The sequence below is a fragment of the Cupriavidus sp. 21MJTG02-4 genome, from assembly GCF_057798975.1.
Genome location: NZ_JBYOJP010000004.1, coordinates 1 through 12,624 on the forward strand (window position 1 = coordinate 1; position 12,624 = coordinate 12,624).

The window sequence follows — 12,624 nt, forward strand, 5'->3', positions numbered from 1 at the left end:
GCAGCGTGGGCACCATCGCTGCCGCGCATGGCTTCTGCACGTTGCCGCAGCTGGCGTGGGGCACGGAGCTGTTTGGCCCGCTGCTGCTCAAGGATGACATCGTGGTCGAGCGGCCCACTTACCGCGACTTCAGCCTCCATCTGCCGCAAGGCCCGGGGCTGGGCCTTGCGCTCGATGAAGACAAGCTCGCGCACTACCGGCGCGATCACGCCTGAGGGCCCGCTCAGGGCACCACTGACAGGAACAGGTAGGCGGCCAGGATGGCGAGGTGCACCACGCCCTGCAGGATCGTGGTGCGGCCCCTGCCGAGCGTGAGCGACGACACGATCAGCGTCAGCATCAGCAGCACGGTTTCCTTCGGGCCCAGTCCCAGTTCAAGCGGCTGTCCGATCCAGATAAAGACCGCGGCGACTGAGGGAATGGTCAGGCCGATGCTTGCCAGCGCCGAGCCGAGCGCAAGGTTCAGGCTGGTCTGGATGCGATCGGCGCGCGCCGCGCGCAGTGCGGCCAGGCCCTCGGGCAACAGCACCGTGGCCGCGATGATGATGCCGACCACCGCCGCCGGTGCGCCCGCGTGCAGCACGGCCGCCTCCACCGATGGCGACAGCAGCTTGGCCAGGCCGACGACAAGCACCAGGCAGACCACGAGCAGCAGGCCACTGATGGCGGCGACGCGGCCCGGCGGCGGCGGGGCGTGGACGTCCTCGTCCGAACTGTCGTCGGCCAGGAAATAGTCGCGGTGGCGCACGGTCTGCACGAACACGAACGAGCCGTACAGCACCAGCGACATCACGCCGGCAAAGCCGAGCTGGGCCGGCGTCAGCACCGGGCCCGGCGAACTGCTGGTGTAGTTGGGCAGCACCATGGTCAGCACGAGCAGCGCCGCCAGCACGGCCATGGCGGCATTGGCGCCCGGCGCCTGGAACGCCTGCTCGCGATGGTGCAGGCCGCCAACGAACAGGCAAAGACCGACGATTCCGTTGCAGATCAGCATGACGGCGGCGAACACGGTATCGCGCGCGAGACCGGCTTTCTCGGGGCCCGATGACAGCATCACCGAGACGATCAGCGCCACTTCGATCACCGTCACGGCGATGGCCAGGACAAGCGTGCCGAACGGCTCGCCGACGCGATGTGCAACCACCTCCGCGTGGTGGACCGCCGCGAACACCGCGCCCGCAAGCGCGGGTGCCATGAGCAGGATCAGCCAGCCCTGTCCGGGCAGGGCAAGTCCGGCGGCGAGAATCGCCGCCGCGGCAAGCGGGGCCCACACGGTCCACGCCGGCAGCTTGTTGGAAGTCAGTGCCATCCCTGTTTTTCCTTTTTTGTTCTGGGCGCCACCGAGCAGTGGCAAGAGACGTGCGGAGCCGCGGCCCGGCACGAAGCAGAAGGGTGAGCCGCCACGACGGAGCGCCCTGGCGGCAGTGATAAGGCAAGCGAAGCGTGAATCAGTTCCCGGGAATTGGGCTCAATTGGGCGAATTTCGTGTTTAATACTTGGGCTTTCGCGAGTTCGTCGCTGGGTATTGATTGAATTGCAGGCGAGACACGCGACCCATAAAAAAGACTGCCTTACAAGCCGTGGCCCAATGGGTACTGACGGTACAGGGCATAACTACATTGCCTGCCCGTAGGATGATCAGGATAGACACCTCAGATGAGCGAACCCGGATTACTTGGTGGCTCCTGCTAACCCCGCCATCGGTAGGACGCCTACGGCTGCGCTGCGCGCACTCAGAAAAAACCGAGGAAGGGAAGAGAAGAAGCGGAAGCACCAGCATCTGCGCAGTTGATGTCGTCCCACTTACCAACTAGTGAGCCGCGCAGCAGCCGAAGGCGATGATGCGATAACGCTCGCAGTGTCGGGCCACGGACAGTTTCGGGGCTGGTTCAATCATTGTGTGAGAGCCTGCAGGCGGACGCGCTCCACGCGGCAGGCAGCCGGGCATTCTCTGAAGCCCATACCCGTACGAAATTCTTCGCACGCTACGATCAATATTCGTCCGCTAGGACAAGTAAACGCGTTTCTTGGTTACTTCTTGTCGCTTGGACAAGAAGTGACTCGCCGGCTACGCCGGCGAAACAGCCGCGCCTGCCAAGAACGACGAGTCTGCCAAGAACGAGGAGCCAGTCATCGCCAAAAGCCCCTGCCGGCTACGCCGGCGAAACAGCGGCGACAGCCAAGAACAACGCCCCGCAACTCACCGGACAACCACAAAAAAGCCCTCGGCCGGGGTGGTCGAGGGCAAGAAGTGGTTGGGGCGTACGCGTTGCCCGCCCCAGCAACGAGTGTAGTCGCGAACCGTGGCTGGACAGGCGTCAATCCAGCGACTGTCGCGCGCCTGCGACGGTGTTTCGCCGCGCAAAGTGAAGCATGCGCCGCGATGGGATGGCCGACCCCGGCCCATTGCTACCGCAATTCGTCCTGAAAAAACTGCGACACGATCTGCCGCGTGGTCGCACTGGTTTCGACTTCGCCAAGTTTCTCGTGCGGCAGCCATTGCAGCGACTTGATTTCATGACCGGGCTTCGGCCGCGCCGATGCGTCAATGTCGGCGGTGAATACGTGATGCACCGTGGTCGCGCCGATGAACTGGAAAACGCCCACCAGCGCCTTCGTCTTCAGCGCCGTTTCCTGCTGCAGCTCGCGCCGTGCGGTTTGCTCCGGCGACTCCTGCTTGCCGGGGCGGCCGCCAGGCAGTGCCCATCGCACGCCGTCCTTCGAAACGAGCAGCACGCAGTCGTGCCGGATGCAGACGATGGTGGCCCTGACTTTCGGCTTCAGCGGTTTCAGTGCTTGCATATCGGCTCCCTGAAATGAACCGCGGCGCGGCTGGCCGCATTTCCCCTGGCAAGTTCTGATGGCGTGGGCAACGGTGAAGCCGAGGATAGTACCCGCGATCGACCGGAGCCTGTCAATCGGCATCAGCACCCAGAACCCTGCAGCTGTCGTGCCAGCGGCGCGTGCCGCGATCCGGCATGCATCTTGAATCGTCCCGGACTACCTGCCGCCAGTGTATGCACTCATGCCCCGAAGCGCTGAAAAATCCACCGACTCCGTTCCCGAACGCCCGCAGCTCAATGCCTGCCGGCGCTGCCCGCTTTGGCACGATGCCACGCAGGGCGTGCCCGGAGCGGGCCCCGTCAGCGCCCGGCTCATGCTCGTCGGCGAACAGCCCGGCAATGAGGAGGACCTGCAGGGCGAGCCCTTCGTGGGGCCAGCGGGCCGCCTGCTGGGCGAGGCGCTCGCGCAGGCCGGTCTTCAGCGTGAAGACGTCTACCTGACCAACGCCGTCAAGCACTTCAAGTTCCAGCTGCGCGGCAAGCGCCGTCTGCACAAGACCCCGGGACAGCTCGAGATCGAAGCGTGCGGCATGTGGCTGGAGCAGGAGATCCACGCGGTGGGCCCCACCGTCATCGTGGCGCTGGGCGCGACCGCCGCCGGTGCCGTGCTCGGCAAGAAGCGCGTGGCCTTGTCGGCACTGCTGGATGCGGCGGTCGAGAAGGACGGCCACCTGGTCGTCGTCACATACCACCCGTCGTTCGTCCTGCGCCAGCGCAGCGAGGAAGGTCGCCAGGCCGCGTTCGCGCGCATCGTGGCCAGCCTGCGCCAGGCGGTGCGCCTCGCTGGCCAAGGCAGGTCAGGGAAAGCGCATCGCGTACGGGGGTAATCCGGGCTGCCGCGCTGCGCACCGGCGGTAAATCTTTCCATGTCGGACTGCAAATCCCCTCGCGGCTTGCGCCGCCCGTGCCGCCCGTGCGTGGCGCAGCGCGACGGGCATGGTCGTTGCGATCCCTTGCCTGCGCCACGAAAAAAGAACGCGAACCGACCACATGGAGAAACTGATGGCCCCCCGAACGCAGCATGCCTCCACGCCTGCCTCGCCGCTGCAGTTGCGGCTGCGCGACGTGATGACCGCCGATCCGCAGTACGTCACGCCCGACTGCACGCTCCAGGAGGCGGCCCGGATCATGGATGACCTCAATGTCGGCACGCTGCCCGTGTGCGTCGACGGTCATCTGCGCGGCATGGTGACTGACCGCGATATCACGTGCCGCTGCATCGCCGTGGGCAAGGATCCCCAGACCCGGATCGCCGAGGCGATGTCCGAAGGCCCGCTATGGTGCCGCGATGACGACACGGTCGACGACGCGCGCGCGAAGATGGCGGAACGGCAGATCCGCCGGGTGCCGGTGATCGACAAGGACGACCGGCTGGTGGGCATCGTATCGCTCGGCGATATCGCGACCAAGTCCGGCGACATCGCCAAGGCCGGCGACACGTTGACCGAGGTCTCCAACCCGTCCGAACCCGATCGCTGAGCCGCCCCGGCGCGCTACCCGGCAGGCGGGAATGCCGAACACGCCTCGCGTCTCGCGCCGCCGGATCGCGGGCGAGCTGTGGCGCGCGATCTGGAAGTTCCGCGCGCGCGTGGTCGTGGCCATCGCCCTGTTGCTGCTGGCGAAGGCGGCAACGGTCGCGGTCCCGCTGGTCCTCAAGCTGATCGTCGACGAGCTGTCGCCGGTGCGCACGCTTGCGCACGCGGGCACGGGCGCGGAGCCTGCATCATCCGTGGTACGGCTCGTGGTGACGATGCCGGCGTACCTGGTGCTGGCCTACGCCGTGCTGCGCCTGCTTGGCAACGCGTTCAACGAATTGCGCGACGTGGTCTTCGCCAATGTCGCGCAGAACACGGTGGCCAGCTTCATGGCCCGCACCTTCGCGCACCTGCACAAGCTCGGCGCCAGGTTCCATGCGCGGCGCGAAACCGGCGGCGTGATCCGCGACCTGGAGAAGGGCACGGCGGCGATCGGCTTCCTGCTCGGGGTGTCGGTATTCACCATCGTGCCTACGCTGCTGGAGATCGGCTCGGTGCTGATCATCATGGTGGCCGGCTATGGGGCGAGCTTCGCCGGGATCATCGTCGTGGTGTTCGCGCTGTACGCGGGTTGCACGGTGCTGCTCGCGCGCCGCCGCATGCGCGTGCAGCGCCATGTCAACAGTGTCGAGGCGCAGACCAACAGCAAGGTGGTGGACAGCCTGCTCAACTACGACACGGTCAAGTACTTCGCGCGCGAGTCGTTCGAGTCCGAGCGGCTGGGACGGCTGCTGCGCCGCTGGGTCGACATCAGCGTGGAGAACCAGTATGCGCTGTCCACCCTGCATATCGCGCAGAGCGCGTGCATCGCGGTCGGCGTGGCCGGCGTCATGCTGCAGGGCGTCGACAAGGTCCTGCACGGCGTGCTGACCGTCGGCGACCTGGTGCTGATCAACGCGTACATCATCCAGGTCGTGCTGCCGCTCAATACGCTTGGCTTCATCTTCCGCGAATCGAACGACGCCATGACCAATGTCGAGCGCCTGTTCGCGCTGCTCGACGCAAAGGGCCGCGCCGGCGAGGACACCGATGCGCCGGGCGCGTCGGCACTGCAGGTCGGCCAGGGCACGATCGCGTTCGAGAACGTCAATTTCAGCTATGACCCGAGCCGGCATACGCTGTGGGATGTCAGCTTTCATGTGCGGGCCGGCCAGACCGTGGCCGTGGTCGGCGGCAGCGGATCAGGCAAGTCGACGCTGGCGCGGCTGCTGTTCCGGCTCTACCAGCCTGATTCGGGCCGCATCCTGATCGACGGGCAGGACCTGAGGCTGGTCACGCAGCGTAGCCTGCGCGAGGTGGTCGGCATCGTGCCGCAGGACACCATCCTGTTCAACGACACCATCGCCTACAACATTGCCTACGGCCGGGAAGGCGCGACCCGCGCCGACGTGGTGGACGCCGCGCGCGCCGCGCAGCTCGACACCCTGGTCGACGGCCTGCCCGATGGCTACGACACCATGGTCGGCGAGCGTGGCGTGCGGCTCTCCGGCGGCGAGCGCCAGCGCGTGGCGATTGCCCGCGCCATGCTGAAGAAGCCGCCGATCATCGTCTTCGACGAAGCGACGTCGGCGCTCGATACGCGCACCGAGCGGGCAATCCAGCAGGAACTGACCGCCGTGGCCCGGGGCCGCACCGCGTTCATCATTGCCCACCGGCTGTCGACCATTGCCGAGGCAAACCACATCCTCGTCATGGAACACGGCCGCGTCGTGGAAGCCGGGACGCACGAGGCGCTGCTCGCGCGCGGCGGCGTCTATGCGCAGATGTGGCGCCTGCAGCAGCAGCAACGCGAACTGGAACGCACGGAAGAGCGGCTCGCGATGCAGCCGATCCGGCTCGATACGCTGGTGGCCGGGGTGGTGGACGGCCTGCGCGACATTATCTCGGAACGCAACATCCACCTGTTTACGATCGTGAACGACGCGGAACTGCGCGTGACCGGCGACCCCGGCGTGCTGCAGCAGGCCATCTGGCAGCTGTGCGGAAGCGTGATCGATACCATGGACCCAGGCGGACGGCTCGAACTCCGGCTCGAACGGCTGGACGGCGATGCCGGCCTGACGCTCGCCGCGACCCAGCCCGCCGAGGGGCGGCGTGTGCCGCCGGCCGACGTGCAGCGGCTGCAGGTGCGGCTTGCCGACGCGGGCGTGCGGCTCACGGCCGACGCGGCCCGGCAGACCTGGTGCTTCCGCATGCCGATGCGGCCGGTCCGCGAAGCGGTCGCGCCCGCCTTGCCGGCGCCCGACGAGTTCCCGGCCCCCGGGCCGCATTCGCTGCGCGACCTGTGCATCCTGGTCCTTGACGACGATGCGACCACGCGCGAGATCCTGGTCGAAGCGCTGGAAGATCTCGGGGCGCGCGCGCTGGCCTACGGGCACGGAAGGGATCTGCTGCAGGATCTCGCTGGCACGCCGCCTGCCGACTGGCCCAATGTGCTGCTGTGCGATATCGCGCTCGATGAAGAAGACGGCTATACGGTGCTGCGCGCGGTGCGGCGGCTCGAAAGCCGGCGCGAAGTGCCCTTGCTGCACCGGCTGACCGCCATCGCGCTGTCGGGGCACGCGCAGCCGCAGGATCGCATCCGCGCGATGATGGCCGGCTTCCAGGTGCACCTGCCGAAGCCCGTTCGCATGGCCGAGTTGATCGCGGCGATCCAGGCGCACAGGGCGCCAGGGTCGGAACTGAATGATGACTAGGGCGGGAGCGCGAAGATCAGCGCGCTGCAGCGCGCACCAGCCGCAGCGCCGCGGCGATATGGCGCGGCACGACCTCGCGTTCCTGCAGTACCCAGCGCATGCCGCGCAGGAGATCGCCCCAGTCGCTGGGCTCCAGCTGCGTGGCCAGCTGCGGCAGGACACCGAGCGTTTCCGCCACGGCCATTGGCGCGGGCAGGCACAGCCAGGCGGACCACACCGCATTGCGCGCCAGCATGGCGCGGCGCCGCTGCGCGTCGCGCGCGGCGCTGGGATGGTGGTGCACCACCAGTTCGGGCGCGTAGACCAGCGCCCACCCCAGCGCGGCCAGCCGCAGCGAGAGCAGCGTTTCCTCGCCGCCGATGAAGAGTCGCGAATCGTAGCCGCCGGCCTCCAGGAAGGCGCCGGTACGGAAGGCGGTGGCCCCGGCCATCACGCCCAGGATCATGCGTCCGGGCAGGCCGACAGAGGGCAGGGGGCTGTGCGACATGGCCGTGCTGGTCGGGTCTTCGCGCTCGCTCTCGCCGACCAGGATGCGGGCGGTCAGCGCGCCGATTTCGGGGTGGTTGTCGAAGATCGCGCAGGCGCGGGCCAGTGCGCCGGGCTGCCACCAGCAATCGTCGTCGCAGAAGGCCACGTACGGCGTGGACGCCCACCGGGCGCCCAGGTTGCGGCCCGCCGCGCCCAGGTTGGTGCTGCAGGACAGGCAGGCCACCTCCGGAAACTGCCGCGCCAGCATGGCGCAGGTCCCGTCGGTCGAGCCGTTGTCCACCACCGCGACGCGCGGCCGCTCCGGCAGCGCGGTGAGCTGGCGCAGCGTGTGCGCGAGCGTATCGCGGCGGTTGTGGGTCAGCACGACCACGCTGATGCAAGGGGCGGTCATGACGGGCTCCGTTCCGCGAGGGTCAGCGACCAGTAGCGCTCGGGCGCGCCGATATCGGCGATCTGCGCTTCGCTGAACAGCGGAAGCTGGCTGGCGTAGGCCTTGACGGCCTCCATCTTGCGCGGCAGGAACGGCGCCGTGGCGAAAGACACCGGGGTCGCGAGCAGTCCCGCGCGCTGCCACGCGGCAAGCTGGCTCTGCACCAGGCCGGGCAGTCGCCGGTAGATCGCGTCCTCATAGAACAGCCATTGCCGGGGCTCGGCGGCGCGGTCTTCCTCATCGCCGCCCTCGGTCACCAGGGCCGGCCGGCACAGCAGCAGGCTGGCGGCATGCGCGAGGATATGGTCGCTGTGGAACAGGCCCATCGGCGCGATCACGGTACGGCTTTCGCGCAGCACCTGGCACTCGACGATGCGTGCCGCGATGGCTTCGATCGTATAGGCGTGCCGGTACTGGCTGTCGAGCAGGTCCAGCCAGAGCGGGTGGCCCCCGAGCTGGCCAAGCGCGCGCGCGTCTTCATGGCGGCGCGACAGCACGGCTTCGCGCGCACTGGCGAAGCCGGCCGCGCGGTCCCATTCCGGCAGCGGCATCTGCGCGGACGGCAGCCCGGCGAACACGGTCAGCACGCTGGGATTGTTGCCGGCAGCGATCAGGCACCCGCAGCTGAAGACGGCGTCGTCCAGGTGGGGGGAGAGGATCGTCATCCGCTCCGGGGCATGGAAGGTCGCCATCGCGTCAGGACACGTCCGAAGCGGATTGGCGCCGCGCCGGCTCGGCGGGTTTCGATGGCACTGACGGCTGCCCGGCCAGCTTCTGCCGCCGGACGCGCCCGGCCAGCCGCGAGACGAAATAGGCAACGGTCAGCCGCAGGCCTTGGGAAAGCGGCGTCGCCGGGTTCCATTGCAGCAGCGTGCGCGCGAGCGTGATATCCGGGCAGCGTTGCCGCGGATCGTCCTCCGGCAAGGGGCGGTTCTCGATGGCCGAGCCGGAACCTGTGGCCTGCAGGATCTCGCTGGCGATATCGCGCATCGTGCTTTCGCACGGGTTGCCGAGGTTCACGGGCGTGGCGGCGGCATCCGATTCCATCAGCCGGACCAGTCCGTCGACGAGGTCGTCGACATAGCAGAACGAGCGCGTCTGCGAGCCGTCGCCGTACAGCGTGAGCGGCTCGCCGTTCAGTGCCTGCGAAATGAAGTTCGACACCACGCGGCCATCGGCCGGATGCATGCGCGGGCCATAGGTGTTGAAGATGCGCGCGATGCGCACGTCCACGCCGTGCTGGCGGTGATAGTCCATGAACAGCGTTTCGGCGCAGCGCTTGCCTTCGTCGTAGCAGGCGCGCCGCCCGACCGGGTTGACATGCCCCCAGTAGCTTTCCTGCTGGGGGTGGTTGTCGGGGTCGCCGTAGACCTCGCTGGTGGAGGCCTGGAGAATGCGCGCCTTGACGCGCTTGGCCAGCCCCAGCATGTTGATCGCGCCGTGCACGCTGGTCTTGGTGGTCTGCACGGGATCGCTCTGGTAGTGGACCGGCGACGCGGGGCAGGCTAGGTTGTAGATCTGGTCGACCTCGACATAGAGCGGGAAGGTCACATCGTGGCGCAGCAGCTCGAAATTGTAGAGAGGGAGCAGGTGGGCGATATTCTCCTTGCTGCCCGTGTAGAAGTTATCAACGCAAAGTACATCGTGGCCGAGTTCCACCAGGCGTTCGCACAAGTGCGAACCGAGGAACCCCGCACCGCCGGTGACGAGGACGCGCTTGCGATCGGCTTCCCGCATGGTCGTCTCCCGTCAAGCCGCCACGCGGCGCGTTGGACGTTCGGCGCCCGCGACGCGGGCATAGACTTGCTCCATCTGGCGGGCCACGTGCATCCACGTGAACTCCGCCTGCACGCGTTGCCGGCCGGCCATGCCCATGCGGCGCGCCAGCGCGCGGTCGCAGGCCAGCCGCGCGAGCCGCTCCGCGAGCGCCTCGGGCGCATGCGGCGGCACCAGGAAGCCGGTTTCGCCGTCGACCACCGTCGAGCGGATGCCGCCGACGTCGGCGCCGATGACCGGTACGCCACAGGCCATGGCCTCGACCGGCGTAATGCCGAAGGGCTCGTACCATGGCGTGGTGACGAACACGTCGGCGGCGCTGTAGAAGCCGCGCAGCTGCGAGCGGCGGCGCCGTCCGACGAAGGTGACGCAGTCCGCCACGCCGGCGTCTTCGGCCACGGCCTGGAGCCGGCCGATTTCCGGCGTCGCCGCCACGCTCGGCTGGTCGGCGTTGCCGCCCACGACAAACAGCCGGGCCTCGATGCCTTGCCCATGGCGAAGGTGCCCGATCGCGCGGATGACGTTGTCGATGCCTTTGCGCGGCACCAGGCGGCCGAGCTGCAGCACGGTGAAGGCATCGGCATCCCACGCCAGCGTGCGGCGTGCTTCATCGCGCTCGATCGGGGCGAACTCTTCTTCGTCGAACCCGCAGGGGACGATGTCGATGCGCTCGGGATCGCCGTGGTACAGGGTGACCAAGTCGTCCAGGTCCTGCGGACATTCGGCCACCACGCGGTCGGCATGGCGCACGAGGTCGTCCTCGATGTCGAAGCGGTTGTCCGGGAAGCCGTCGGCGCTGCCCTGATGCAGCCTGCGCACCTTGCCGAGTGCGTGGAACGTCATGACCAGCGGGATATCGAGCACCTGGCGCGCGCGCATGGCGGCCACGCCCGACATGAAGAAGTTGGCGTGCAGCACGTCGTAGCCGATCGCATCGCCGCGCATGAACGCCACCATGAAGTCGCCGAAGGCGGGCATGTACGGCAGCAATTGCTCCTTGGGCACATACACCGCGGGGCCGGCCGGCACATGGACCACACGGACATTGGGCGCGAACGCCACGATGTCCGGCAGCAGGGCCTTGTCGCGCCGCGTGAACACATCGACCAGATAGCCGCTCTTGCCGAGCTGCCGCGCCAGGTGCGCGACATAGACGTTCTGTCCGCCGCTGTCGACGCTTCCGATGCTCGCCAGTGGCGAGGCATGTTCACTGATCATGGCGATGCGCTGCATGGCGGCCTCCGGTCGGGCAGGGGATCGGTAGCCCGGCCCTGCAGCATGCATGCCAGAGGTGCTGTGCGCCCTGCGGAAGCCCTTTAGGCGGCAATGCCAGGGAACCGAATGACCAGCGTTATAGCGGTTCTCGGGCTGACCCCCACCGCGTGCGCCGCGGGGCATGCCCCGGGCCGGGCGTTTGAAGTTCCCGGTCGCGCTTTCTACCAGGCTTATGTAGAAGCGTCTCTCGTGGGGTGGGGGATTTTTTTTGGGGGTTCTTCGATGAAACTGCGGGGACGTTGTTCTTGGCATGCGCCGCTGTTTCGCCGGCGGAGCCGGCGAGTCACTTTTTGTCCGAGCGACAAAAAGTAACCAAAAAACGCGTTTACTTGTCCTAACGGACGAATATTGATCGTAGTGTGCCAAGGGTGTTGTACGGGTATGAACTTCAGAGGCTGCCCGGCTGCCTGCCGCGTGGTGCGCACCCGTATGCAGGCTCTCAGGCAATGATTGAACGAGCCCCGAACCTGTCCGTGGCCCGACACCGCGAACGCTGTCGCATCATCGCCTACGGCTGCTACGCGGCTCACTAGTCTGTTAGCTGGCGCATCACCATCGCTGCCGCACACGGACACGGACACGGACACGGACACGGACACGGACACGGACACGGACACGGACACGGACACGGACACGGACACGGACCATTGTCTTGGTCTCAGCTCCGGCCTGCGCGGTCAGACTGCTGAGCCGCGCGTAGCGCAGCCGAAGGCGATGATGCGATATAGCTGGAGAGCCCGGGCCACGGACAGGTTCGGGGCTCGTTCAATCATTGTGTGAGAGCCTGCAGGTGGACGCGCTCCATGCGGCAGGCAGCGGGGCAGACTCTGAAGCGAATACCCGTACGAAATTCTTCGCACACTACGATCAATATTCGTCCGTTAGGACAAGTAAACGCGTTTCTTTGCCTACTTTCTTGTCGCTCGGACAAGAAAGTAGGTCGCCGGCTCCGCCGGCGAAACAGCCGCGCCTGCCAAGCACAACGCCCCCGCAATTCGCGCAGAACCCTTTGGAGGTGCCACAGGCATAGAGGTTGCATCATAGCGGCCCCCCACCCTCGCCTGGAGCGCGCGATGACCTCCCGCTTCGCCGATGCCGAAACCGCGCGCCGCGCGGTCGCTCTCGCCTTGCCAATGCTCACTGCCAGTCTTGCCGACCGCGATGTCGGCGAGAGCCGCTGCATGCATATCGTCGTGATGGATCCATGCCTCCCCTTCGGCACGGGCACGTTCGAGGAGGCGATCCTCTATGAACACTCGCTGCCCTCGCCGGAGAGCTGGGATGCCGACTATGCGTATTACGCGCGTGAGAAGGCGCGTGTCGCGTGGCGTACCCAAACGGACTCCGGCGTGGTGGCCACCCAATCCCCGCACCTGCTCGTCGCCGGCGACATGGCGCTGGCGGGCGGCATCGTGCTCGACGGCATCGTCGTGGCGGTCAGCGGCGCGAACGGCTGGTATGACGAGGCCTTCGCGCGCTGCATCGCCGCGCTGCTGCGTGCGGCGGCGATCGGGCACGCGCACGCGGCGCACCGGCCCTAGCCGCGCACTGGCATGCATTTCGCTCGGCTCACGCAGTCC

At 67.3% G+C, this 12,624-nt stretch carries 11 protein-coding genes; 5 read left to right on the plus strand and 6 right to left on the minus strand.

All coding sequences use genetic code 11. The annotated features are described in order from the left end of the window. The coding region (locus tag AC3FKH_RS09290) for an enolase C-terminal domain-like protein (protein WP_488674905.1) at positions 1–215 on the plus strand (215 nt) is incomplete at its 5' end. An 8-nt stretch (positions 216–223) separates the two neighbouring features. Here the strand turns inward: AC3FKH_RS09290 and AC3FKH_RS09295 are convergent. Beyond that, positions 224–1,309 (minus strand): calcium:cation antiporter, encoded by a 1,086-nt coding sequence (locus AC3FKH_RS09295; RefSeq protein ID WP_488674906.1) that lies wholly within the window; start codon positions 1,307–1,309, stop codon positions 224–226. Between the two features lie 1,100 nt (positions 1,310–2,409). Further along, the gene (locus AC3FKH_RS09300) at positions 2,410–2,925 is read right to left on the minus strand and encodes an NUDIX hydrolase (protein ID WP_488675609.1); all 516 of its coding nucleotides are present in this window, start codon (positions 2,923–2,925) and stop codon (positions 2,410–2,412) included. A 100-nt stretch (positions 2,926–3,025) separates the two neighbouring features. Here AC3FKH_RS09300 and AC3FKH_RS09305 point away from each other — a divergent pair, with 100 nt between their 5' ends. From AC3FKH_RS09305 to AC3FKH_RS09315, 3 genes are all read left to right on the plus strand, one after another. Then, positions 3,026–3,670 carry a UdgX family uracil-DNA binding protein gene (locus tag AC3FKH_RS09305; protein WP_488674908.1) on the plus strand — a complete coding sequence of 215 codons (645 nt, stop codon included), beginning with the start codon at positions 3,026–3,028 and terminating at the stop codon, positions 3,668–3,670. 163 nt (positions 3,671–3,833) lie between these two features. Then, positions 3,834–4,322, plus strand: coding sequence for a CBS domain-containing protein (locus AC3FKH_RS09310; RefSeq protein ID WP_488674909.1), 489 nt, complete (start codon positions 3,834–3,836; stop codon positions 4,320–4,322). 31 nt (positions 4,323–4,353) lie between these two features. Further along, positions 4,354–7,074 carry an ATP-binding cassette domain-containing protein gene (locus tag AC3FKH_RS09315; protein WP_488674911.1) on the plus strand — a complete coding sequence of 907 codons (2,721 nt, stop codon included), beginning with the start codon at positions 4,354–4,356 and terminating at the stop codon, positions 7,072–7,074. A gap of 16 nt (positions 7,075–7,090) precedes the next feature. Here AC3FKH_RS09315 and AC3FKH_RS09320 read toward each other — a convergent pair whose 3' ends face one another. Genes AC3FKH_RS09320 through AC3FKH_RS09335 form a run of 4 tightly spaced genes read right to left on the minus strand, consistent with a single transcriptional unit; the run spans position 7,091 to position 11,002 of the window. Continuing rightward, complete coding sequence (locus AC3FKH_RS09320) at positions 7,091–7,954, minus strand: glycosyltransferase family 2 protein (RefSeq protein ID WP_488674912.1); 864 nt, start codon at positions 7,952–7,954, stop codon at positions 7,091–7,093. Beyond that, positions 7,951–8,658, minus strand: coding sequence for a PIG-L deacetylase family protein (locus tag AC3FKH_RS09325; RefSeq protein WP_488674914.1), 708 nt, complete (start codon positions 8,656–8,658; stop codon positions 7,951–7,953). The genes AC3FKH_RS09320 and AC3FKH_RS09325 overlap by 4 nt, the downstream gene beginning before the upstream one ends. Before the next feature lie 31 nt (positions 8,659–8,689). Continuing rightward, positions 8,690–9,730, minus strand: coding sequence for a UDP-glucuronic acid decarboxylase family protein (locus tag AC3FKH_RS09330; protein WP_488674916.1), 1,041 nt, complete (start codon positions 9,728–9,730; stop codon positions 8,690–8,692). A 12-nt stretch (positions 9,731–9,742) separates the two neighbouring features. Beyond that, complete coding sequence (locus AC3FKH_RS09335) at positions 9,743–11,002, minus strand: glycosyltransferase family 4 protein (RefSeq protein WP_488674918.1); 1,260 nt, start codon at positions 11,000–11,002, stop codon at positions 9,743–9,745. Positions 11,003–12,117: 1,115 nt separating this feature from the next. On the opposite strand from AC3FKH_RS09335, the gene AC3FKH_RS09340 reads away from it, so the two are divergent. Then, on the plus strand, positions 12,118–12,585 hold the full coding sequence (locus tag AC3FKH_RS09340; RefSeq protein WP_488674919.1) for a hypothetical protein: 468 nt from the start codon (positions 12,118–12,120) through the stop codon (positions 12,583–12,585). Positions 12,586–12,624 lie beyond the last annotated feature (39 nt).